22 protein-coding genes are annotated in these 24,223 nt (G+C 44.5%); 15 read left to right on the top strand and 7 right to left on the bottom strand.

All coding sequences use genetic code 11. The annotated features are described in order from the left end of the window. Nucleotides 1-43 precede the first annotated feature (43 nt). Nucleotides 44-568, bottom strand: coding sequence for a tryptophan transporter (locus tag ACFVAD_RS04960; RefSeq protein ID WP_386636725.1), 525 nt, complete (start codon nucleotides 566-568; stop codon nucleotides 44-46). 124 nt (nucleotides 569-692) lie between these two features. Further along, nucleotides 693-1,775, bottom strand: coding sequence for a 3-phosphoserine/phosphohydroxythreonine transaminase (gene serC, locus ACFVAD_RS04955; protein ID WP_386636722.1), 1,083 nt, complete (start codon nucleotides 1,773-1,775; stop codon nucleotides 693-695). A gap of 101 nt (nucleotides 1,776-1,876) precedes the next feature. Between serC and ACFVAD_RS04950 the strand changes: the two genes are divergently transcribed. Beyond that, on the top strand, nucleotides 1,877-2,755 hold the full coding sequence (locus tag ACFVAD_RS04950; RefSeq protein ID WP_386636720.1) for a hypothetical protein: 879 nt from the start codon (nucleotides 1,877-1,879) through the stop codon (nucleotides 2,753-2,755). Nucleotides 2,756-2,803: 48 nt separating this feature from the next. On the opposite strand, the gene ACFVAD_RS04945 is transcribed toward ACFVAD_RS04950, so the two are convergent. Further along, nucleotides 2,804-2,962, bottom strand: coding sequence for a DUF3934 family protein (locus ACFVAD_RS04945; RefSeq protein WP_386636718.1), 159 nt, complete (start codon nucleotides 2,960-2,962; stop codon nucleotides 2,804-2,806). Nucleotides 2,963-3,495: 533 nt separating this feature from the next. Beyond that, a complete protein-coding gene (locus ACFVAD_RS04940; RefSeq protein ID WP_386636716.1) occupies nucleotides 3,496-3,918 on the bottom strand; it encodes an HIT family protein in 423 nt (140 codons plus the stop codon). 750 nt (nucleotides 3,919-4,668) lie between these two features. Between ACFVAD_RS04940 and ACFVAD_RS04935 the strand changes: the two genes are divergently transcribed. The 3 genes from ACFVAD_RS04935 (at nucleotide 4,669) to ACFVAD_RS04925 (ending at nucleotide 7,552) form a co-directional block, all read left to right on the top strand. Continuing rightward, complete coding sequence (locus ACFVAD_RS04935; protein WP_386637128.1) at nucleotides 4,669-5,403, top strand: ABC transporter ATP-binding protein; 735 nt, start codon at nucleotides 4,669-4,671, stop codon at nucleotides 5,401-5,403. Next, the gene (locus ACFVAD_RS04930) at nucleotides 5,396-6,610 is read left to right on the top strand and encodes an ABC transporter permease (protein WP_386636714.1); all 1,215 of its coding nucleotides are present in this window, start codon (nucleotides 5,396-5,398) and stop codon (nucleotides 6,608-6,610) included. Before ACFVAD_RS04935 ends, ACFVAD_RS04930 begins: the two co-directional genes overlap by 8 nt. A gap of 222 nt (nucleotides 6,611-6,832) precedes the next feature. After that, nucleotides 6,833-7,552: an EcsC family protein gene (locus ACFVAD_RS04925; RefSeq protein WP_386636712.1), complete on the top strand. Its 720-nt coding sequence runs from the start codon at nucleotides 6,833-6,835 to the stop codon at nucleotides 7,550-7,552. A gap of 41 nt (nucleotides 7,553-7,593) precedes the next feature. Here ACFVAD_RS04925 and ACFVAD_RS04920 read toward each other — a convergent pair whose 3' ends face one another. Continuing rightward, the gene (locus tag ACFVAD_RS04920; RefSeq protein WP_386636710.1) at nucleotides 7,594-8,802 is read right to left on the bottom strand and encodes a M20 family metallopeptidase; all 1,209 of its coding nucleotides are present in this window, start codon (nucleotides 8,800-8,802) and stop codon (nucleotides 7,594-7,596) included. Nucleotides 8,803-8,929: 127 nt separating this feature from the next. On the opposite strand from ACFVAD_RS04920, the gene ACFVAD_RS04915 reads away from it, so the two are divergent. Continuing rightward, complete coding sequence (locus tag ACFVAD_RS04915; protein ID WP_386636707.1) at nucleotides 8,930-9,604, top strand: phosphatase PAP2 family protein; 675 nt, start codon at nucleotides 8,930-8,932, stop codon at nucleotides 9,602-9,604. A gap of 240 nt (nucleotides 9,605-9,844) precedes the next feature. On the opposite strand, the gene ACFVAD_RS04910 is transcribed toward ACFVAD_RS04915, so the two are convergent. Next, nucleotides 9,845-10,117, bottom strand: coding sequence for a hypothetical protein (locus ACFVAD_RS04910; protein ID WP_386636705.1), 273 nt, complete (start codon nucleotides 10,115-10,117; stop codon nucleotides 9,845-9,847). Between the two features lie 261 nt (nucleotides 10,118-10,378). Here ACFVAD_RS04910 and liaF point away from each other — a divergent pair, with 261 nt between their 5' ends. The 3 genes from liaF to ACFVAD_RS04895 are packed head-to-tail and all read left to right on the top strand — an operon-like array spanning nucleotide 10,379 to nucleotide 12,881. Next, the gene (gene liaF, locus ACFVAD_RS04905) at nucleotides 10,379-11,179 is read left to right on the top strand and encodes a cell wall-active antibiotics response protein LiaF (RefSeq protein ID WP_386636703.1); all 801 of its coding nucleotides are present in this window, start codon (nucleotides 10,379-10,381) and stop codon (nucleotides 11,177-11,179) included. Continuing rightward, nucleotides 11,166-12,230 (top strand): sensor histidine kinase, encoded by a 1,065-nt coding sequence (locus ACFVAD_RS04900; RefSeq protein WP_386636701.1) that lies wholly within the window; start codon nucleotides 11,166-11,168, stop codon nucleotides 12,228-12,230. The genes liaF and ACFVAD_RS04900 overlap by 14 nt, the downstream gene beginning before the upstream one ends. Continuing rightward, a complete protein-coding gene (locus ACFVAD_RS04895; RefSeq protein ID WP_386636699.1) occupies nucleotides 12,231-12,881 on the top strand; it encodes a response regulator transcription factor in 651 nt (216 codons plus the stop codon). A gap of 40 nt (nucleotides 12,882-12,921) precedes the next feature. Here ACFVAD_RS04895 and ACFVAD_RS04890 read toward each other — a convergent pair whose 3' ends face one another. Beyond that, nucleotides 12,922-13,440: an antibiotic biosynthesis monooxygenase family protein gene (locus tag ACFVAD_RS04890; protein ID WP_386636697.1), complete on the bottom strand. Its 519-nt coding sequence runs from the start codon at nucleotides 13,438-13,440 to the stop codon at nucleotides 12,922-12,924. A 139-nt stretch (nucleotides 13,441-13,579) separates the two neighbouring features. On the opposite strand from ACFVAD_RS04890, the gene ACFVAD_RS04885 reads away from it, so the two are divergent. From ACFVAD_RS04885 to ACFVAD_RS04855, 7 genes are all read left to right on the top strand, one after another. After that, nucleotides 13,580-15,844 (top strand): transglycosylase domain-containing protein, encoded by a 2,265-nt coding sequence (locus ACFVAD_RS04885; RefSeq protein ID WP_386636695.1) that lies wholly within the window; start codon nucleotides 13,580-13,582, stop codon nucleotides 15,842-15,844. A gap of 37 nt (nucleotides 15,845-15,881) precedes the next feature. Beyond that, nucleotides 15,882-17,528 (top strand): ATP-binding protein, encoded by a 1,647-nt coding sequence (locus ACFVAD_RS04880; protein WP_386636693.1) that lies wholly within the window; start codon nucleotides 15,882-15,884, stop codon nucleotides 17,526-17,528. Nucleotides 17,529-17,677: 149 nt separating this feature from the next. Then, nucleotides 17,678-18,718, top strand: coding sequence for a uroporphyrinogen decarboxylase (hemE, locus tag ACFVAD_RS04875; RefSeq protein WP_386636691.1), 1,041 nt, complete (start codon nucleotides 17,678-17,680; stop codon nucleotides 18,716-18,718). A gap of 43 nt (nucleotides 18,719-18,761) precedes the next feature. After that, nucleotides 18,762-19,703, top strand: a complete 942-nt coding sequence (gene hemH, locus ACFVAD_RS04870) for a ferrochelatase (protein WP_386636689.1) — start codon at nucleotides 18,762-18,764, stop codon at nucleotides 19,701-19,703. Nucleotides 19,704-19,727: 24 nt separating this feature from the next. Continuing rightward, nucleotides 19,728-21,155 carry a protoporphyrinogen oxidase gene (gene hemY, locus ACFVAD_RS04865; protein WP_386636687.1) on the top strand — a complete coding sequence of 476 codons (1,428 nt, stop codon included), beginning with the start codon at nucleotides 19,728-19,730 and terminating at the stop codon, nucleotides 21,153-21,155. A 132-nt stretch (nucleotides 21,156-21,287) separates the two neighbouring features. Continuing rightward, nucleotides 21,288-21,854: a TetR/AcrR family transcriptional regulator gene (locus ACFVAD_RS04860; RefSeq protein ID WP_386636685.1), complete on the top strand. Its 567-nt coding sequence runs from the start codon at nucleotides 21,288-21,290 to the stop codon at nucleotides 21,852-21,854. A 74-nt stretch (nucleotides 21,855-21,928) separates the two neighbouring features. Beyond that, the gene (locus tag ACFVAD_RS04855) at nucleotides 21,929-24,121 is read left to right on the top strand and encodes a YhgE/Pip family protein (protein ID WP_386636683.1); all 2,193 of its coding nucleotides are present in this window, start codon (nucleotides 21,929-21,931) and stop codon (nucleotides 24,119-24,121) included. Nucleotides 24,122-24,223 lie beyond the last annotated feature (102 nt).

Raw genomic sequence — 24,223 nt, 5'->3', positions numbered from 1 at the left:
TAAAAAGAGGGGATGCCTCCTTATGGAGCATCCCCTCTGTTGTTTAAGTAGTAGCTATAATATTTGATCGTTTGGCAATGGAGGTTACAATTGGGTAGATGATTACCATCAGCACGGTATTAAGGGCTGTAGCGGGTAAAATGGCCGTAACAAGGAAAAAGGTGAAAGATTCTCCTCCTGGCAACCCGACAAGCACAAGTGCAGACGATAGGAAAATAACGCCTGAAACAATGGTGCCAATTGCGGTTAACGCTCCAGCTTTCACTATAGGTTTGTTTATCTTTTTCACTGCAAGAAGCAGGAAGAAGAATAGAAACGCTGTAATCGGCTTGTCAATGATATTTGGAATCTGACCTCCAGGGAATCCTGTGGTCAAAGCGGAAATTAATCCTGAAACAATACCAACCAACAATACGTTCTTCTTTTCCGGGAACAGCATGATCGCAAGGAACATCATGGTCAAGCCCAAATCTGGCTTCATGCCAAGGATGACCCCGGGAACAACGGTATGTAAAACCGCACCGATTCCCACCATTAAAGATAGAGCAACTAACGTTTTTGTATTCATTTCTCAACTCTCCTCATCTCTACTACTCTTTTTTATAACCCCATTAGTACACTCGTTGTCTAATGCGGATTATAGAGGCAATTATACAAAATATTTCCGTGTTTGAAAAGGGGAATGCTCATTATTACATAAAATTGGTACGGAAATCCTTCATGAATTGTGCCAGTTTTTCGCAATGATCCAGTGGGACCGCGTTATAGATGGAAGCACGGCAGCCCCCTATCAGGCGATGTCCCGAGAGGCCGACAAAGCCATTCTCGCTTGCCTGCTGCAGGAACTTCTTCGTGAGATCCTCTGATGGCAACGTAAAAGTAACATTCATGTTGGAGCGGCTATCTTGTCTTGCTGGCCCCTTGTAGAAACTGTCACTGGAATCGATTACATGATAGAGCAGATTTGCTTTTTCAGTATTTATGGCTTCAATTTGTTCGACTCCACCCTGATCCGCTACCCAATCCAATACAAGGGACAGCATGTAGATGGAAAAGGTTGCTGGAGTGTTATATAAACTGCTGTTTTTTGCATAGGTCTGATAGTTTAGCATAGTTGGAAGGTTATCCGGGCAGCGCTCAAGCAATTCCTTTTTGACGATGACAACGGTCACGCCTGACGGTCCGAGATTTTTCTGGGCACCGGCATAAATAAGAGAATAGTTATCTACGGGTATGGGCCTGCTTAGAATATCACTGGACATATCGGCAATCAAAGGGACTTTAGCAGGCAGTTCAGGTGTGGTTCTCCACTGCGTGCCAAAGATGGTGTTATTGCTGGTGATATGCACATAAGCAGGGTTGTCTGAAAGCTCAAGGTAGTCTGGTATCTGGGAATAGTTTGCCTCCTTTGAGGAGGATGCAATATGGGTGCTGCCGACTTTCTTTGCCTCTTTCAGCGCCTTTTCAGACCAGGAACCGGTCAGGCAGTAATTGGCGGTTTTTCCTTCTGTGAGAAAATTCATCGGAACAGCAGAAAACTGAAGACTGGCACCGCCCTGCATATAGAGGATGTCATAATCTGCCGGAATATCCATCAATGTCCGAAGTCGCTCTGTGGCATGATTCTGAATGCTTTCATACTGCTTGCTGCGATGACTGAGTTCCATGACGGAAAGGCCTGAATCTTGAAAGTTTAATAGTTCCTCTTGCGCCTTCTGCAATACTTCTTTGGGTAAGGCTGCAGGACCGGCATTGAAATTGAACACTTGTTTCATGGAAGGTTCCTCCTTGGATTTGGTTCAAAATATTAATATATATCCTACCACGAATTATGTTAGAATACATAAAAGATTTTGAAAACGAAGGAGATCCTTTCATGTTTAGAGATAACAAACCATTTGATTTAAGTCCTTATGACCATCCCGATATCTATCCTGGACCAAGGCCGCATTCCTCATTTGTCTTTTGGCAGGGAAAAGCACACCGAATTGAAGCGGTAAAAGGATTGCCTCTTGAGCATCAATGTGTCCATTTATCAAATAGTGACCATATTCTCGGCAGCCTTGCCTTCAATAGCTTTGAGACAAGGAAGGTAGCGGATTTCTTAGGCGAGGATCTGATGAGGGAAAAAGTGCCTGTTGTCGCTTATGGATCGAATGTCTGTTTAGCGCAGCTCCGCTATAAATTCAATCTCCGTCCATCTGTTGATGACTTCATGCTTTGTGTTAAGGGTGAAATTATGGATTCGGAAATTGTGTATGGTCCTTTTCTCGCCCCATATGGTTCACTGCCTGCGGTAATAGCACCAATGAAGGGAGCGAAAACCGAGGTCTGGATCACCTTTATGGATAAAAAACAGCTCGAATTGATAAACGCGACAGAAAAGGGCTACGAGCTAAGGGAACATAAGGGTCAGAAGGTGGTTCTGGAATCAGGTGAGGTTTTTGAAAAAGTATATGCCTACTTTGTTCCCGAGGCATTGTTATGGGAAGGACATATGATAAGGTTTCCTGATATCCCGGGCACTAGCCAGCTTCCGGCCATCTGGCAGGCAGATATGCTGAACGAGGTGAGAGAGAGGATCGATTTTCTGGGAACACGAGAAGAATTCATCCATTTATTAAGATGGGATTTCGCATTCAGGGAGCAGGTGGAGCTTTTCTTGAAGAAGCATACATGTGAATTTCATCATGAGGATTGGAAAGTCCTCGATACGATTGCAAGCATCGGGGAGATGAATCGATCATTCAGATAAAAAAAGTACAGTGCTTGGGTTTTGACCTCGCACTGTACTGGTTATCTATCAGTTATCGGAACTATCAGGATTATCTTTGCCGCCGTGCTTAACACCCTTGCTTTTATAGGGCTTTGCGCTTTTTGCTTTATTGGCGCCGGCTTTCCAGCGATTCCAGCCTTTTTTTCCTGTACCCCGGCCAGTTCCGCCGCCTTTGCTCTTACTCATACTATCAACTCCATCATTCTTGTATGCGTTCGTTGGATTTGAAAAAGAAATGAACGCATGACAACAAGCATACCATGTTTTTTGTGGTTATGTAAAAGGGGCTATTAAAAAGTGGGTTATGAAGGGATGTCTTTGTAGCGTTATTGGATGAGGACTTTTTGGGGTGTGATCTTTATGGAAAGGTCCATCATCGGGTTAATGAAGGACGTTTTGAGGTGTGAATGCATGTGAAAAGTCCATCATCGGGTTAATGAAGGACCTTTTGAGGTGTGAATGGATGTGAAAAGTTCATCATAGAGGTTATGAAGGACTTTTTGAGGTGTGAAGGCGTGTGAAAAGTCCATCATAGAGGTTATGAAGGACTTTTTGAGGTGTGAAGGCGTGTGAAAAGTCCATCATCGGAATAATGAAGGACCTTTTGAGGTGTGAAGGCATATAAAAAGTCCATCATCCAATTAGTATTCCACCCCGCTTTAAATACCCCCAGCAAAATCAAAAGCTGCCCGACGTTTCGGACAGCTCGATAAATCATCCTATTTAATTCCTTCCGCGATCTTGGAGGAAATCTCCAATAGGTCGGAGGTGGAATAGTCGCTTTGATTTGACTTCCACACCGCACCGAATCCGTCCCCTTTACCGTAACGCGGCAAGATATGGAGGTGAAAATGGAATACCGATTGTCCTGCAGCTTCTCCGTTGTTGTTAAGGAGGTTTAAGCCGATTGGGTCAAACTGTGATTGAATGGAATTTGCGATTTTTGGTACCACCTTGAACAGGTTGGATGCAATTTCGGGAGTAAGTTCATAGATATTTTCCTTATGTACTTTCGGAATCACCAATGTATGACCTTTTGTTACCTGACTGATGTCCAAAAATGCGTAAACATGCTCATCTTCGTATACCTTTGCACTAGGAATATCTCCATTGATAATTTTGCAGAAAATGCAATCATGCATCAGAATCACCTCATTAATTTTTTTCTCATTTTACCATGTTTTGGACACGTTGCATAATCAGTTAACCATCAAGAATTGGATAAAATAAAAAGCAGAAGCATTAAGCCTCTGCTTTAAAGAAAGGGAAGGGGGCAACAAGCTTCTCTATCAGAATTAGGAGAAGCCTACAAACAGCATTTTTAGCTTACAAATAAACTGTGTTTGATAAACACCTCATCTGTTTTTAAAAATGTGTCTAATGGTCAGCTTTCCTGTTCAAAACAACCATCCCCTTGTTACTTGGTTTCACAACTAGAGTAACTTGGATTTTCGACTATATAGTCTTTGACGAACACCTCATTTTCAAAATGAATTACTCACGGATACACTACTTTACAGTAAAGCGTCGCCCGTAAACACCTCATTCTTAATCATCGGTAGGAGTTCATGATGATCGATTTGTTGTAGCCGGTTAAGTCCCACAACGACGAGAAAACATTAATTTAACTTTTATTGAGTCAAGCACAACTGTCTTGGACAGCCACCTCATCTCATAAAGTTAACCTAAAGGCTTGTTTCTTGGCCCCCGTTCCCCTTCCTTACATATGATGCGCACTTTCCGCGAAAATATGTTATGGTAAATTTTATATATAAGAAAAAATAAGAAAAAAATTTGGGGCCAGACCCCGGCAGGATTTTCCCTTTTTATGTAGTACATATTAATATTGCTTTAGTGGATTGTGAAAGGATGGGGTGTTGGTGAGTTTAGATTTGTTGGAGATTAGCGGGTTGACCGGGGGATATACGAATCAGGCCGTGTTGAAGGATATTTCGTTTTCGGTGAAGAAAAACGAGCTGGTTGGATTGATTGGTCTGAATGGGGCAGGGAAGAGTACGACAATCAAGCATGTGATCGGAACGATGGAGCCGAAGAAAGGGTCCATTAAGATTGATGGCATATCCATTCAGGAGGATACGACCAAGTACCGTTCCACTTTTACCTTCATACCGGAGACTCCGATTTTGTATGATGAACTGACTCTTTACGAGCACTTGGAGCTGACAGCGATGGCTTACGGCCTCTCCAAGGAAACATTTGAGGCACGTTTGCACCCTTTATTGAAGGAGTTCCGGATGGAGAAACGGCTAAAGTGGTTTCCCGCCCATTTTTCAAAGGGGATGAAGCAGAAGGTCATGATCTTGGCTGCCTTTCTGATTGAACCGAAGCTCTACATTGTGGATGAACCGTTTGTCGGGTTGGACCCACTTGCGATCCATTCCTTATTGGAAATCATGGATAAAGCAAAGAGAAGTGGTGCAGGAATCCTGATGTCCACTCACATCCTGGCAACGGCTGAAAAATATTGCGATTCCTTTGTCATCCTGCATGAGGGGGAAGTGAGGGCGAAGGGCACACTAACGGAGCTTAGACAGCAATTCGGTATGTCGCATGCTTCCTTGGATGACCTATATATCCAGCTGACAAAGGAAGAAAACAATGTTTAATGTCGATCAGCTGTGGAGAACCAGGTTCAATCAATATATAAAGGATACGAGAAAATATTTACGCTATATGTTCAATGATCATCTGGTCATTGTCATGATCTTTCTATTAAGTGGACTTGCGCTTGCCTATCAAAACTGGCTGGAGGTCGTACCGAGGGATTTCCCGTATGCCCCACTCATGGGAGCGCTGCTTGCTCTTCTTTTGACAAGGGGAAGCCTTCATACGTTCTTAAAGGATCCGGATATTGTCTTTTTGCTTCCACTTGAAGCAAAGCTTGGTCCTTACATAAAAAAATCATTCAAGTTTTCGATTGTCCTGGAGAGTTATTTCCTTCTTCTCGTCTTTGGGGTATCGGTGCCATTGTTTGTAACGCTTACAGGGGCAACGATGCAGACTGTCGTGGTAATCCTGGCCCTCTTAGTTGCAGTGAAAGCCTGGAACCTCTGGATAGCCTGGCTTATGAGCTTTTACACTGATAATAAGGCGCGCCTGGCTGATTGGTGGATCAGGCTTTTCTTGAATTTTGCCCTACTGTACCTCGTTTTTGCGCGGGCGGACTATCTATTCATAGGGCTTGTATTGGTGATCATGGCTTTCTTGCTTGTTTATTTCCAAAAAGCAACCGCTAAGTTGAACTGGAAATGGGAATACCTGATCGAAAATGAAACAAAGAGAATGCAGCTTTTCTACCGTGTGGCAAATCTGTTTGTAGATGTACCTGGACTGAAGGAAAAAGTAAAAAGGAGAAGATGGCTGGATGCGGTGCTGCCATTGGCAAAGTATCATCAGAAACAAAGCTATCTCTATTTATACTTGCGGACGTTTCTTCGTTCAGGTGACTACTTCGGTTTATTCCTGAGGCTGCTGATTATCGGCGGAGTGTTCCTGATCCTATTGCCTGTGGGATATGCAACCTACCTTGCACCGTTGTTTGTCCTTTATCTCACAGCCTTCCAGCTCGTGCCGATGTGGCGCCATCATTACAACAAATTATGGTTGTCCATCTATCCGGTCAAGGAAGAGGAAAGAAGCCGCGCATTCTTGAAGATGATGACAGGCATTCTAGTTGTGCAGTCTGTGATATTGAGTGTCCTTGTTGCGTTCGTGGCTTCCTGGATGGAAGTGGGCATTGTTTTGGGTGGGGGCGTCCTGTTTGCTTACGTTTATGTGAATACGGTAGTAAAGAATAAAATTGCAAAGTTGTAAAGGGAGAGCACGTAAGCGTATTGGCGTTTGCGTGCTTTTGTTTTAGTGTTGGATGTGGACGCTCATGAAGAGCTTTTCGTACAGCTTTTCGGGGAGAAAAGCCCATCGCCAAGGCTATGAAGAGCTTTTCAACCAGCTTCCCAGAGTAAAAGCTCATCATCCATGAAACCTACAATAAAAACCAGCGTATATATTAAAAACATGACAAGAGGAGTGTTTCCCATGTATGAACAGAAAATGCTGGACGAAGTCACAAAATGGAAGCTCCAGCTGCAGAAAAAATCTACGATGTTTCAAAGGCTTTCCAAAGGTGCGCAGAATAAAGTGAATGCCATGATTCCGGAAAAAGTCCATACGGTGATGCGTGAAAGTATAAAAAAGATGGTACAGGCAACTTTAGTGGGGAGTAATATTACTACAAAAAAGAGAGAGGATGTCAACGACCTTTCCTTGGAAGAAAAAGAAAAACTGGTACAGGAAAAGCTGGATTTCTACAAAAGAACTGCAGCTGTCGAAGGAGCGGGAACGGGGGCTGGCGGCATTTTGTTGGGATTGGCGGACTTCCCTCTCCTGCTTTCAATCAAAATGAAGTTCCTTTTTGAAGTCGCATCCATCTACGGCTATAACGTTAAAGAGTATGAGGAGCGGGTGTACATCCTTTATATTTTCCAACTGGCGTTTTCAGGTGAAGAACACCGCAGGAACGTGCTCGGCTTTTTAGTGGATTGGGAAAAAAACAAAGAGGATATCACTGAATTGGATTGGCAGACATTCCAACAGGAGTACAGGGATTATATCGATCTCATCAAGATGCTGCAGATGATTCCGGGTTTTGGAGCGATTGTTGGGGCATATGCGAATTATAATTTCCTCGATCATCTTGGGAAAACTGCGGTCAATTGCTACCGACTGAGATATCTGAAGGAACAGGGACTTATGTAAAAAGGCACCGAACTTCAAAGGAGAAGTTCGGTGCCTTTTAACTATGCCTGATGGGGCTGAACGAGAGCATTTTGTGACTGATTCTGATATTGGAGAGTTGCAGAACCAAGTGTTTTTGCTGCAACCAGCAAGGATTTTTCATTAATATCAAACTTAGGGTGATGATGCGGATAGGCAACTTCCACGCCTTCCGGTTTCGCGCCTGTAAAGAAGAAGGTCCCTTTTACATGACGAAGGTAATAGGCATAATCCTCCCCGCCCATATGAGGCTCTGTTTCCTCCACAGATTCCACTTCGGGAATCTGATTGGCAATCTCCACGAGAAATTCTGTTTCCTCTTTGTGGTTCACGACAGCGGGATAGCCGCGATCAAACGTATATTCGTAAGTCGAGCCATTCAACGCGCAAGTAGCGGCTGTCACTGCATCAATTTCTTTTTCTATCTGGTCGCGGACATCATCGTTGAAGGTGCGGACAGTACCGATAAGTTGTGCAGAATCTGCAATGACATTGAAGGCGTTCTCCGCTACAAATGTTCCGACGGAAATGACGGCCGGATCGACTGGGTTGACTCTGCGGCTTACGATCTGCTGCAGGTTCATGACAAGCTGGGAGCCGGTTACAATGGCATCCTTTGTTTTGTGCGGCTGGGCACCATGTCCACCTGACCCTTGAATTTTAATAGAAAAGCGATCAGCGGCGGCCATGACGGGACCTACACGATACTGGATGGTACCAACGGGAACACCTGCCCATAAATGAGTGCCGAATATCACATCCACGCCTTCCAGGCAGCCATCCTGGATCATGGCGATTGCACCGCCTGGAGCATATTCCTCTGCATGCTGGTGGATGAGGACCACGTCCCCAGCCAATTGATCACGGAGCTTATTCAGGCATTTGGCCAAAACTAGCAGGGTAGCAGTGTGGCCGTCATGACCACATGCGTGCATCACTCCTGGAACTTTGGATTTGTATTCCACTTCTTTTTCATCCTGGATCGGAAGTGCGTCAAAGTCAGCGCGCAATGCAACCGTTTTGCCAGGGAGAGCTCCTTCTATTTTTGCAACCACACCGTTTCCGCCTACATTCGTTGTCACGGCAATGCCGAGATCCTTGTAAAAATCGGCTATGTACGTTGCCGTGTGAAATTCTTTGAAGGATACCTCAGGGAATTGATGCAAGTAACGTCTGATTTCTACCATTTCATCAAAATGTTCTTCTAACAGCACATTCAATTTTTTCAGCATAATGTTTCCCCTTTCGAAATAAATATTGGTTTTCTAGTATTCTATATGATTTCGCCAAAAAAGAATAGTCATATTTTTCAAAAATCATGTATGATAGATAGGTAGAAAGTATGGTGGAGGAGATAGAATGCAAGCGGAAAAAGTGCAAAGAGAACAGGTTGCAATCAAATATAGGATTTGGACCAGGAGTGCCATTTTTCTTTTATGTGGACTGTTTTTCTTCTGGTCTTTTCAACAGATTGTTGCTGAAAATACGATAGGGTTCGATGGGGCGATCCGAGAGGCTGTCAATGGGTTGGAAGCGGATTGGCTTGTCGGTTTCCTGTTTACCACACTTGGCGATAAACCTGGTGTGATCACAATCATGCTAATTGCTGTGGTGCTGATCTGGTGGAGAAAAAAGGATTACATAGCGATGGGAACGATCATTGCCGGAGTTATTGTGGTCAATGAATTAAACAAATGGCTAAAGGATTATACCGGGAGAGAGCGGCCGATGACTGGACCGGGTGCCGAAAGCTTAAGTTTTCCAAGTGGACATGCAATGGTCGGGCTCTTTTTCTATGGGCTGCTCCTGTATCTGATCCTTACCTATACAAAGACCGGTGGGAAACGGTTGATCATCCTTGTTGCCGGCATCGTATTCATTGCGTTGCTTGGGACGAGTCGGATCTTCCTTAACTACCACTATCCTTCCGACGTGTTTGCAGGTTATGCAGCAGGCTATATCTGTCTGCTACTGGGTGTGTTGACCTATGAAGGGTTGCATTCCTATTTTCAAAAAAGAATGGTGAAGCCCTAGGGTAAATAGTTCCGTTGGTGCAAATGGCAAAAAAACGCTTGTAATGAAATACATGCGTTTTTTTTATATGGCCTTTCGAAAAAGGGATTATACGGTGTAGCGTCTATTCCAACTTCCAGGGAAATCAATTTTATTAGCATACGCATAACGAATTAACTGACCATGATGCTGAACCTCATGTTCTAATAAATCAATTAACAAATTTGTATTAATTTCTCCCGTCCTATTTTCTTGAAAAAATCACTCTAAGTTTGTAAGAGTTTCTTCCAATTTGCTGACTATTAAGCTTTTATTAGTACTATCAATCAGACTGCAATCAAAACCAGACCATTCACCAATCTTTAAAGCCTTTAAATAGCTTTCTCTCGCTCCAATAATACAATATGCCTGCTCTCCTATTGTATTTGATGGTGCGCCTGAAATCGTCATTGGTAGACACCTTTCATCTATAGAACTATAAAAGTCATAGGTTAAACGGAATGCTTGAAAAACCCTTTCTTTCAGTATATCCACTATTTCCCCTCCATTTTATAAAACAGTTCGTTAGTTTATTAACTATCCTTTACAAACTCTTTGTACATCTTAACATAAAATTATTTTTATACTTCTTGTTTATCAAAACGACAAAGCATGTAATTTCCGTCCCAAGACGGATAAAGATACAAACTGCAGGTCGGTTTTTAAAGCTTTGATTTTTAGTAAACTGATAGTAGATTAAAAGGATTTTCCGTTGGTATTGTCTAATTAGGTATAAGGGGGGAGAAAAGCATCATCATGAAAACATTCAATCAGAAAATAATCGCAATTTTATTTGTTCTTATAGGAATCATGTTGCTTCTTGTCAATTTAGGAGTCATTTCCTTGGAAATAAAAGAGTATTTTGTCACGTTTTATCCTGTCCTCATCGTATTGCTGGGGTTAAAGTGGCTCATAGAATCTGTCTTATACGGTAAGAAAGCCCTCTTTATCAGCCTCGTACTTGTCGTGTTCGGGGCGTTGTTGCTGATGGACCGTCTTGATTTCCTCGTATTTGAATTTCAGATGATCTGGAAGCTTTGGCCACTTTTGTTCATCTATTTTGGCCTACAGTTATTTATCAAAAAGCGCCCGGTTAAAATAACGGTCACCAAGGGTGATTATGATTTCGACCTATTTTCAAAAGAGGAAGACGTTGATTTTTCAAATGAGGAAAAGAAAGACCCTTCTCATCAAAAGAGGATCATTACGATCGGTGAGCTGAAAATGAATAAGCCGAACTGGGCTGTCGAGCCTTTGACATTGAAAACGGTGGTAGGAGATTACTACTTTGATTTTTCAAAAGCTTATATCCCTGACAAGGAAACGAAAATTCGAATAAAGGGAGTGGTCGCGGACTTGAAAATGCTGATACCGGATGACCTGCCAATTCGAATCGAGTCTTCGGTGAAAATAGGGAAAATCAGGGTTTTTGATGAATCCTCTCAAGGGAAAAAATGCAGGGTTTTCTATGAATCACCGAATTATGATAGTGCGACCAGAAAGCTTGATATTGAACTGGATCTGAAAATAGGGGATGTGCGCATTGACCGAATCTAAACAAGATAAAAAGATTAACAGTTTGCGTTTTTGGCTGATTCGTTCATTTGTGACGGTGGCGACAATTTCCTGCTCCCTATTTTTCATTTCCCTGCAATTACTGGTCCTGTTCATACAGGATTTTGAAATCACTGTTTCCATATCGATCTGGATGACTGTCATGAGTTTTCTGATTTCAGTTGGTACAAGTATTTATATCGGCTATAAGCAGAGCAGCTATTTGAAAAAGAGGGTGGAGGACATCTCAACCTTCATCGCAACACTTGGCCGTGGGAAATTTTCTGAAAGAATCATTGTCGCTGAAAAGGATGAATTGGGAAGATTGACGGAGGATATCAACCAGCTCGCTAATAAATTCCAAAGCCAGGTCAGATCGCTTCAGAAGCTTGCAGAAGAGAAAAATCAGCTTGCCATGAAAGCACATAATGCTGCCACTATAGAAGAGCGTCAGAGACTGGCCAGGGAATTGCATGATTCCGTCAGTCAGCAGCTTTTCGCCTTAAGTATCATGTCCTCTGCTGCGATAAGGATGTTTGAGCAGTACCCGGATGAGTCCAAAAAGCAATTGAATGATATTGCAGGTATCGCTGCCCAGGCACAAGGGGAGATGAGGGCATTGCTCTTGCATTTACGTCCGGTTTCCCTGACGAACGATACATTGTGTGTGGGAATACATAAGCTCCTTGAAGAATTGGAGGAAAGGACTCCGATTACGTTCCAGCATGATATAAAAGAGATCTCATCTTTGAGCAATGCAACGGAGGATCACTTGTTCCGGATTGTTCAGGAAGCGATTTCAAATATACTGCGGCATGCGGATGCTACCATTGTGAAAATAGATATGCATCAAAAGGAAGATCAGTATGTATACATATTTATTAGTGATAACGGAAAAGGGTTTGAAGTGAACCATCAGAAGCAATCCTCCTATGGTCTGTCGAATATGAAGGAGCGCTGTGAAGAGATTGGCGGAGAGTTTACAGTCCGTTCGAAAAAAGGGGAAGGCACGCATATAGAAATTCATATTCCGATAAGAGGGGAGGAAATTTAAATGGATAAAGTAAGAGTTGCTGTGGTGGATGACCATGACATGGTGCGCAAAGGCCTATTGGCTTACCTCATAACAGAGCCGGGAATAGAAATAGTCGGGGAAGGGGCGAGTGGCAGGGCTGCCATCGAATTGGCAAGAAAGCAAATGCCGGATGTCATGCTGATGGACCTTTTGATGGAGGATGGCACGGGAATTGAAGCTACACGGGAAATAGTGAAATTTCACCCAAACTGCAAAATCATCATAATCACAAGCTATTATGATGATGAACAGGTCTTTCCGGCGATAGAAGCAGGTGCATACAGCTATCTATTGAAAACGGCAAGAGCAGAGGATATCATCCAGGCCATCGAGAAGGCTGTCCGCAATGAGCCAGTGATTGAACCAAAGGTGGCAAGCAAAATGATGAACAGATTCCGGGCTCCTTCCAAGCTTCCGCACGATGAATTGACAGACCGGGAGATAGAGGTGCTGATGTGTCTTGGGGATGGATTGACGAATCAGGAGATCAGTGATGAGCTATATATCGGTGTGAAAACAGTCAAGACGCATGTCAGCAATATTTTAAGCAAGCTGAATGTGGCAGATCGCACCCAAGCAGCCATTTATGCAAATAGGCATGGGGTATTAAGGGATAAAGAGAAAAAATGATGCACAAAAAAGGACCGAATGCACGGTCCTTTTTTGCTGCCTATTCCGTCTCGTAAGGCATCTGCACATGGTAGGTGGTGACATAAGAGGGACGCGGGAATACTTGCTGCTTTTGGTCGATTCCCTCAGATGAACCGCGTTTTTCGTGCGCTTTATCGTATGCCTTGGATTCCTGCCACTGTGTAAAGTATTTGACGTCTTCCCATAGCGTAAGAATAACGTAAGTATCAGAACCTACCGGACGTAGAACCCTGATAGCGGCAAAGCCAGCTTCATCCTCAATTAATCTTGCACGCTGGTTGAAGCGGTATTCAAATACCGGACGTCCTTCATCAGTTACTGGAATGTTATTCAGGACAGCAAACTTCCCCTTCGAGAGCTCGCCGGATGCGTCCAGCACTTCATACTTGTTTCCGGAATTGAAGCTCGACTGTTCCGTGGTTTCGTGCATCAGTACGGCATTATCCTCACCATGCATCAACAGTAATTCGCCATCATGTATTCCTTCGCGCAGGTCCTCAAGGAACCCCGCTGTTCCAAATGTCATATAAAAGTTCATTTTTCATCTCTCCTCATGTTTAATTAACGGTTTCTTATAACAAAATAAGGTAAATGCAAGAAAGATTCTCCAGAATAAGTTAAAATAGTATCTGGACGTTTTTAGCTTACTCTTTTACTGCAATTATATAAGAAAAAGGATGCCCGGACACCTTCTGCAAGGATGCCCGAGCAAATTAATCTTACTTATTATTACCGCTTTTCATAAGGAGGTAAACATCATCGAAAGAGCTGCAAGGAACAAGAAGTGGGAAGGTTTAAAGCATTTCACAAAGCAATTTCAGAAAAAATATATTGTGTTTCCATTGATAGCTGTATGTGCGATACTTTTCAGCCTAGTCGGGTATATCGCGATTATCCTGGCTGGGAACTATGTCATAGACGACACGAAACTCATTATGGATTCGACCACTACACTTGTTGATGAAGAAGGGAAACCCATCACGAAGCTGTTTTTTGAAAATCGGGAAATTGTGACGCTCGACCGTATTCCAAAGCATGTTCAGCATGCATTTGTTGCGGTGGAGGATCAACGGTTTTATGAGCATCGGGGTATAGATGTCAGGGCCATTGGAAGGGCAGTCTATCGCGATGTGGTGACGAGAAGCAAGGCGGAGGGTGGAAGCACCTTAACGCAGCAGCTAGCGAAAAATATTTTTCTGACGAATGAGAAGTCGTGGCTTCGTAAAACGAAGGAAGCGGTCATTGCCATTAATCTGGAGAGACGATACACGAAGGATGAGATCCTTGAAATGTATCTGAATCAGATATATTTTGGGCACGGGGCCTATGGAGTAGAAGCGGCTTCCAAGTTCTATTTTAATAAAAGCGCCAAGGATCTCTCTGTGGAGCAAGGAGCCATGCTGGCAGCGTTGCCTAAAGCTCCCAACAGCTACTCTCCTATCAATAATCCGGAGGAAGCCAAAAACCGGAGAGATCTGGTGATAGAGCTTATGCATCAGCATGGATATCTGGAAGCGGAGGAAGCGGTGACCTTGCAAGGTAGGACCTTAGGTATCGAAATTGTCGAGCCAACGGAAAAACAGGCCTATCTGACCTATATTGATATGGTAGTGGAAGAGGCCGAAACACGTTATGGCCTTACGAACGAAGAACTGCACAGAGGCGGGTATTCAATCACTGTTCCAATGAACGTTGCCGCACAGGACGCCGCCTTCGAGCTGTTCCAAAAGGATGAGTATTTTCCAGGCAAGCATGAGTTTGTGGAAGGCTCCTTCGTCCTGATGGACCAGAAAACGGGAGGTGTGCTTGCCGTGATGGGTGGAAGGCATTATGTCACCCAAGGCATCAATCGCGTTTCCATCAAGAGGCAGCCAGGTTCTACTTTTAAGCCCCTCGCGGTCTATGCACCTGCCCTTGAGGAAAAGGAGTTTGAGCCATACAGTCTCTTATCGGACAAGCTTCTATCCTATGGCGACTATGAACCTAGAAACTATCATCACAAATATCTGGGACAGGTAACGATGTATGATGCGCTTAAGGATTCGCTTAATGCCCCGGCGGTTTGGGCTTTAAATGAACTGGGGATAAAAAAGAGTAAAGGCTATCTCGATAGAATGGATCTGTCCATCCCGGATAACGGATTGGCCATTGCACTTGGGGGATTGAAGGAAGGGGTCACACCACTGGAATTGACCAAGGCTTACCGCAATTTCGGGAGCGGCGGTAAAATCGTGGAACCATACTTCATCAAGGAAATAAAGAGCAGAACCGGAGAAGTCATCGCGAAGGCAAAATTAAAAGAGAAGCATGTTTTCAGCTCCCAAACGGCGTGGACTATGACAAGGATGCTTGAGGGAGTTGTTGAACAGGGGACTGCCCAGGCAGGTTCGATAAAAGGGGACTTGGCGGGGAAAACGGGTACCACCAATTATCCGCATGTCGAAGGTGCCATCAAGGATACGTGGTTTGTCGGGTATACCCCGGATATCGTGGGAACTGTATGGATGGGCTATGATGTGACGACAAAAGAGCAGTATCTGACAGGAGGCGGTGCATTCCCTACCAGGCTATTTAAGGACATTGTAAGGGACTCGGGATTGGATGAGGGGATGTTTTCCGTTCCAGCCGGTGTAACCGATCTTGAAGAGCCGATCATTCTGCCCGATGTCGAGGAACTGAAAGCATCGCTGACTTTCCGTCCATTCGGCCTGTTTACCACTATCCTGCATTGGCCGGCATCGGATGACGATAGGGTAATTTACAGAATCTATTCCCTGCAAGACAAAAAAGCCACACTTGTCGATGAAGTAACTGGCAAAGGTACGTATGAGATGGAAATGATCAATATCTTTTCCGTCCCTTCCTATTACGTGGTTCCATACAATCCACAGACAGAACAGGAAGGGGAACCGTCACCTGTAGTAAAACCAGCATTTCGCTAAAATAGATAAAGCAATGCACTAGAGGAGAAACAAGGAAATGAAATCTTATCAACCAAACTTTTTTACTGTCTTCACCCTACGATTAGCCGAACAATGGAACTTGGAAAAGAACGACACGAGTGAACAGCTTGCGATGATCCATAAAAGGAACAAACTATTGCTGATAGTTTTCGTCACCCTGTCCGTTCTGGATACCATCACAAATCTCTTTGTTTTTCCAAGCATTCTATTGCCGGTAGTTCTTTTGTCTTTGTTTGGCTGCTGCGTGACACTTTATTTTGTTTTAAAGCCCAGACTTGCAAAAATAGGGATGTACGTGATTGTATGTACATCCTTTTTGCCTTTTTGGCTGGTAGCATACCTGGACAAGGATATTATCAATTACATATTTTTAACGATGCCTTTAATCATGTCCTCGGTATACAACAGGATTATGCCAACCATCTTGGCAAGTGCCATAACCCTTGCTACCTTGACATATTTCTATTTCTATTATTTCCAAACTGTATTTTATGAAAATATTAAAGTGGATGTCGTCTATTTTCTATTATTTACGTTATTTGTAACCGTCTATCTCCTTTTTTCAAGCAGCTTGAATGAACGGTTCCGTCTGAGGGCGGAGGAGAAGGAAAAGGAGACATCCCGCGAACTGATTTCTACCAAGGAGTACTTGGAGGCGTACTTTACCAATACCACCGATGCAATCGGCGTGTATGACTTAAATGGACAGGCGCTTCAAATTAACGCATCTTTCGAAAATATCTTCCAGGTCCGTGCAAAGGATGTAGTCGGCAAGCAAACGAGCTTTCTGGCTTTTACCAAAATGGAAAGTCTGCCTCATCTAATAAGCAGAATGGAAGAACAGAAGAACGTTTCCTTCGAGACCGTAATGTCTGTCGGCAACCATACACTAGAAGTGAAAGTGACAGTAACACCTATCAAAAATCCTAGAGGAACTATCATCGCCCTCATTTTTCTGATGGAGGATATTACGGATAAAAAACGGACGGAGGAAGCGCTGATGCAGTCTGAGAAGCTTTCTGTCATCGGTGAATTGGCAGCAGGTGTGGCCCATGAAATCCGCAATCCGGTGACCGTCCTGAAAGGGTTCGTTCAGCTTCTCTCCCAGCAGCGGACGATCCCCGATCCCTATTACTTTAATATCATGCAAAAGGAACTTGATCGGATCAACCAGATCACCAATGAATTTATGGCACTTGCCAAACCCCAGGCAATCAAAATCAAAAACCAGAATCTTTTGGAACTGATCTTCCAGGTGACCGATTTTCTTGAAAGCGAAGCCCTGTTACATAAGGTGGAGCTTTTGGTGGAGCATGAAGAAACTGCTGTATGGATTGATTGTGAACCGAACCAAATCAAGCAGGTGCTGATAAATACGATAAAAAATGGAATAGAAGCTATGCCTGAAGGCGGAAAGATCCGCATAAAGGTGAAAAAAAAGCGGGACTTCATTTATCTCCTGATCGAGGACGAAGGGACAGGTATTCCGGCTGATCTGATTGAAAAAATTGGACAACCTTTTTTCACGACAAAAGAGCAGGGGACAGGCCTTGGACTGATGGTCAGCATGAAGATCGTTGAAAACCATGGTGGAGCCGTTTCGATACAAAGTCTGGAAAATAAAGGGACAATCGTAAAAATCTTAATGCCGCTTCATAAATAATTTTGCGAAAAGAGCTTAAATAAATCGTCAATTTTATGAACAATGGGCGCTAATTCTATACTTTCCTTACAATAATAGGTATAGTGATAAATGACAGAAGTGAAACGTAATAAAAGAGAATCAATCGATAGACGGAAGGGGTCATCACAGTGAGTCAACGCAAGTTCAATGATACATTTTTAAAAGCATGTCGAGGGGAAGAAACGGATCATGTTCCTTTATGGTATATGAGGCAAGCTGGCCGTTCCCAGCCTGAATACAGAAAAATCAAGGAGAAGTACTCCCTGTTTGAAATTACTCACCAGCCTGAGCTATGTGCATACGTAACAAAGCTCCCTGTTGATCAATATAATGTCGACGCTGCCATTCTGTATAAGGATATCATGAGTCCGCTGCCAGCAATCGGCGTGGATGTAGAAATCAAATCAGGAATCGGTCCTGTGATCGATAATCCGATCCGATCCGTTCAGGACGTGGAGAAGCTTGGAGAAATCAACCCGGAAGAGGACGTTCCTTATGTACTTGATACAATCAAACTTTTAACACAGGAACAATTGGATGTTCCCCTGATCGGATTCGCCGGTGCACCATTTACATTGGCTTCCTATATGATCGAAGGCGGTCCGTCCAAAAACTACAATAAGACAAAAGCATTTATGTATGCAGAACCGAAAGCATGGTTCGCATTAATGGATAAACTGGCTGATATGACTATCACCTATGTGAAATCACAGATCAATGCTGGAGCAAAAGCAATCCAGATTTTTGACAGCTGGGTTGGCGCGTTGAATGTGGAAGATTATCGCTATTTCATCAAGCCTGTCATGAACCGCATCTTCTCATCTCTAAAAGAGGAAAATGTACCGTTGATCATGTTCGGTGTCGGTGCGAGCCACCTTGCCAACGAATGGCATGACCTTCCGTTGGATGTAGTGGGACTTGACTGGAGACTGCCAATCGCAGAAGCAAGACAGCGCGGCATCACTAAAACGGTACAAGGGAATCTGGATCCTGCCATTCTCCTTGCTCCTTGGGAAGTAATCGAGGAAAAAGCGAAAGCTATCCTGGATCAAGGAATGCAGCAGCCTGGCTATATCTTCAACCTTGGCCATGGCGTTTTTCCTGAAGTGAACCCTGACACATTGAAACGTCTGGCACAATTCGTACACGACTATTCTTCTAAGAAATAATGGCTTTATCCTATAAAGAATAATAGAACGAGGTGTAGAACAAATGGCAAAAAAGACAATGGGCCTATTGGTGATGGCTTACGGTACGCCATATAAAGAAGAAGACCTGGAGCGTTATTATACACATATCCGACATGGCAGAAAGCCGTCTGATGAAATGCTGCAGGATTTGAGAGACCGCTATGATGCAATCGGGGGAATCTCCCCTCTTGCAAGAATCACGGAAGATCAGGCGAATGCACTTGGCGCACATTTGAACTCCATCCAGGACGATATCGAATTCAAAGTGTATCTGGGGTTGAAGCATATCGAGCCATTCGTGGAAGATGCAGTGCAAGCGATGCACAACGACGGAATCAAAGAAGCGGTTAGCATCGTCCTTGCACCTCACTTCTCCACCTTCAGCGTGAAATCCTATAACGGACGTGCACAGGAAGAAGCGGAGAAAATCGGAGGTCCGGCAATCTACTCTGTGGAGAGCTGGTATGACGAGCCGAAATTCATCGACTATTGGGTAAAACGTGTCAAGGAAACGTTCCAAGGCATGGATAGTGCCGAAAGAGAGAAGGCGGTGCTGATCGTTTCTGCGCACAGTCTGCCTGAAAAAATCCTTCAAATGGGAGATCCTTACCGCGACCAGCTTCAGGAAACAGCTGATATGATCGCCAAGGGTGCAGGTGTCGATAACTATGTAATCGCATGGCAAAGTGAAGGAAACACACCAGATCCATGGTTAGGTCCCGATGTTCAGGATATTACCAGGGACCTTCATGAAGAAAAAGGATATACATCATTTGTTTACACTCCTGTAGGATTTGTTTCCGACCATCTTGAGGTACTTTATGATAATGATACCGAGTGCAAGATTGTAACAGACGAGATCGGTGCCAAGTACTATCGCCCAGAGATGCCGAATACACAGCCACAGTTTGTGGATGCAATGGCAACAGTCGTATTGGAAGAATTGAAAAAACACAATCAGTAAACTAGTAAAGAAGGCGATGAAACCATGAACGAGGAGAAAAAAAGGGTTGTCATCATCGGTGGAGGGATTACAGGCCTTTCTGCCGCCTATTATCTTCAAAAAGAAATGTTAGAGAAAAAGTTAGATATAGAGATTACATTGATTGAAGCGAGCAACAGATTAGGCGGAAAAATCCAGACGGTGAAAAAAGACGGCTTTACCATTGAGCGCGGGCCGGATTCTTTCTTGGAGAGAAAGGTCAGTGCCGGTCAATTGGCCAAGGATGTAGGGCTTGAAAGCAAATTGACCAATAACGCAACAGGCACTGCCCATATCCTGTTAAAAGGAAAGCTTTATCCAATGCCGGAGGGTGCAGTGATGGGCATTCCGACAAAGCTGACACCATTTGTCACAACCGGTCTATTTTCTCCAATGGGTAAAATGAGAGCAGCGGCAGACCTAATCATGCCTTCTTCAGGAAATGGCGAAGACCAATCACTGGGATCCTTTTTTCGCAGAAGACTCGGAGATGAGGTTGTCGAAAACCTGATAGAACCATTGTTATCCGGCATCTATGCAGGTGACATTGATAAACTCAGCCTGCAGGCAACCTTCCCGCAATTTCAGCAGGTGGAGCAGAAGTACCGCAGTTTGATTTTGGGAATGAAGCAGACCACACCGAAGCGTCCTGCCAATCAGCCGAAGAGCAAAAAAGGGATGTTCCAGACATTGACGGGCGGTTTGCAGTCACTTGTGGATGCTGTTGAGGACAAATTGAAACATGTGAACGTGCAAAAGGCTGTAAAAGTGGATGAAGTAGTCAAGCAGGGTGATTTTCATTACCAGATTTCATTAAGCAATGGCAAAACGCTGAAAGCTGATCATGTAGTGATGACCACACCACATTTTGCAACTACAAGCATGCTGCCACATGCTGATTATTTGGCACCACTTGCAGAGATGGATTCTACAAGTGTTGCAACAGTAGCCATGGCGTTTGATGCATCTGCCATCAAGCAAGATATCGATGGCACTGGCTTTGTGGTATCCCGTAACAGCGACTACACCATCACCGCGTGTACCTGGACCCACAAAAAGTGGCCGCATACGACACCTGATGAGAAAATACTGTTGCGCTGCTATGTCGGCAGAGCAGGGGAAGAAGCGATTGTCGAGCAGAGCGATGAAGAAATCAAGCAGGTGGTGCTCGATGACCTGAATAAAATCATGGACATCCATGCAGAGCCTGAATTCACCATTGTGAGCAGATGGAAGCAGGCCATGCCGCAATATGCTGTCGGCCATAAGAAGATGCTTCGAGAGATCAATGAGCGCCTTGCTGATGATATGCCAGGCGTTCATCTTGCAGGAAGCTCCTTTGAAGGGGTGGGACTGCCGGATTGCATCGATCAAGGGAAAGCGGCAGTGGCGACCATTTTGAATCATTACCAGAATCAGCCGGTTACGGTATAAATAGAAAAGGGGGGATTGCATTTTCGGATGTAATCTCTTTTTTTATTGCAATTTTTGTGAACAGGGAATATAATAGTGACGAAGTGACCGGAATTGTATTTTGGTCAGTAGATAAAAAGGGGTCAATCAATCATGGATAAAAAACAAAGCATAAAGGAAGCGGCTGCTAAATCCTTCTCCATGTTCGGTTACAAAGCCACCACCATGGACCAGGTTGCCAAAATTGCCAATGTCGGAAAAGGAACAATCTATAACTTCTATTCCAATAAAGAGGAGCTTTTCGGTGACATCGTATCAGCCATCATTTGTGAAATGAGAGAGGTTGCAGATAGGGCCATCGATCCCAAGCTGACGTTTCATGAGAACGCACACCGGGCACTTGTGAGGATTTTGGAGTTCCGAAAAGAGCATCAATTGACGATAAAGTTGATCCAGGAAGAAAAAGAGCTTGGCACACCGATTGTGAAGGAAGAACTGCAAAAAGTGGAACAGGTCATTGTCGCCTATATCCAGGACAAGATCGACGTTGCCATTGCAAAAGGGGACATCATTCCATGCGATTCAGAACTTACAGCTTTCCTGATGCTGAAATTCTATTTTGCCCTGATTGTGGATTGGGAAAAAAATCACGAAGCATTATCAAAAGAAAAGATCGCTGAGCTGTTTGAGCTCTACTTTTTCAAAGGATTGTCAGTCTGATGATCCTTACCTATTTGAAGAAAAATGACCAAATGAGGGAATTGGTCATATAGTTTACAGGAGGTTTTGATACAATGAAAAATTTTATTGGAGCAGAATGGAAGGAGCATTTTACAAATAAAAAAATATTGATCCCGGTGCTGGCGGTCCTGTTCATACCATTGATGTACAGCGGGATGTTCCTGTGGGCGTTCTGGGATCCCTACGAGAGATTGGATGATCTGCCGGTTGCGGTCGTAAATCTGGACGAGGGGGCTCAAATTGAAAAGATGGAGCTCGCAATAGGGGAGGATCTCTCAAAGAATCTGAAGGATAATCCTTCGTTCCAATGGGAGTTTGTGAATAAGGAAGAGGCGTATCAAGGCCTGGAAAATCAAAAATATTATATGGTGATCGAGATACCGGAGGACTTTTCGAAGCGGGCAACGACGCTTCTGGATGAAAAGCCCTTTCCGATGGAATTGAAATATGTACCGAATGAAAGCTACAACTTCCTCTCTGCACAGATCGGGTCAACCGCGGTAGAGAAAATCAAGGAGGAAGTTTCCAACGAATTGACGGCCACCTATGCGGAGGAGATGTTCGCCAATATCGAAAAGCTCGGTGATGGATTTTCACAGGCGGCAGATGGAACGCATCAACTAAATGAAGGTGTTGCAGAAATTCAATCAGGCTCCGGTGATTTGAAGGAAGCATTGAGCCAGGCAGCGGAAAAATCTATCAGCTTCAGCCAAGGGATGGCAAAAGCCTATGGCGGAGTACAGGAAATTTATATAGGGAATGAAAAGCTTGCAAATGGTTTGGGTGATCTGGAAGAGGGTCATGGAAGACTTGCAGATGGAGCGGAGCGCGCGCTTGCTGGAACAAGAGAGTTGAGTGATGGTGCTTCAGCAACACAGGCTGGTATTGAGAAGGCATACGACTCCCAGCAACAGCTTGCCGGTGCCGCCTCGCAGCTTCATGAAGGATCGAAAAAGCTGGCAGCAGGTGGAGCCTCCTTGCAGGAAAAGACTTCAGGAGCTGCTGTGAAAGCGGAACAGTTTGCAGGAAGCATGAAAGAATTTGATGCGGTGCTCCAGCCTTTATTGGATGATGCGACGCCAGAGGAGCGCGCTGCTATTGAGGCTTACCTGAAGGAGCTTGTTGCAGGCTCCGATCAGTTTTCACAAGGCATGGCTGCATTGGACGGCGGGGTGCGTGAGCTGCAAAACGGCTTGACAGTTTCAGAGGCTTCATTGGCCAAGCTTGCAGGCGGTGAAGCACAGCTATCAGAAGGGTTGGCAGCACTTGTAAATGGGTCCGGAAAATTGACGGCAGGGACAAATGAATTGCTTAAAGGTCAGACGGAGCTGACTTCAGGCATTGCCAGATTCGGTGATGGTTTGACTTCTGCTGCTGATGGAAGCCGCGAGCTTTCTGCCGGAGGAAAAGAATTAGTCAACGGAATGGGAGTGCTTGATGATGGCTCGAAGCAATTCAGCGACGGGACATCCAAGCTTGCAGAAGGTTCCTCCGCTTTGAACGAAGGAATCGGCAAGCTGGGTGAAGGCTCTCATGAACTGGAGTCCAAGCTGACGGATGCAGCCGATCAGGCAGGGGCGGTCAAAGCTGATGAAGAGACTTTCGGGATGTTCGCCGATCCGGTGAAAGTGAAATCAGAGGTTGCCAATGGTGTCCCTAATTACGGAACAGGATTTGCTCCTTACTTTTTATCACTCGGGTTGTTTGTCGGAGCCCTGTTGTTATCCATCGTGTATCCATTACGGGATACTGTCGGGATCCCAAGCTCCGGTACTGGCTGGTTTCTCGGTAAGCTGAGTGTGCTGGTTGCAGTCGGTGTGGTGCAGGCCCTGCTTGCGGATGCTGTTCTGTTGTTTGGCCTTGGCATTGAGGTACAAAGCGTTTCGTTGTTTGTGGTGTTCAGTATCCTGACATCGCTAGCATTTATCGCACTGGTGCAGTTCTTGGTTACACTGCTCGGCGACCCGGGACGATTCGTTGCGATCATCATCTTGATCCTTCAGTTGACAACAAGCGCCGGGACATTCCCATTGGAGCTGATTCCTGGTGCGCTGCAGGTATTCAATGCATTCCTGCCGATGACCTACTCGGTTGCAGGTTTCAAAGCGATCATCTCAAGCGGCGACTACGGCTTTATGTGGGAAAATGCAGCGGTTCTTGCAGGATTCATGGGTGTGCTGATGTTCGGGACGTGGATGTACTTTATTGCAAGATTTAAGAAGATTGGTAGACTGATAGAAGAATAATGGAGACGGGGCCCGGCTGGATGCTGGACTCCGTTTTTTCTGTATTTCGGTGGTTTGGCACGAACTAGGGGGACTTTGGCACGAACTCGCCCAAGTTCGGCA

The sequence above is a fragment of the Sutcliffiella sp. NPDC057660 genome, from assembly GCF_042800035.1.
Classification (GTDB): domain Bacteria; phylum Bacillota; class Bacilli; order Bacillales; family Bacillaceae_I; genus Sutcliffiella_A.
This window is presented reverse-complemented; position numbering and strand designations above follow the sequence as displayed.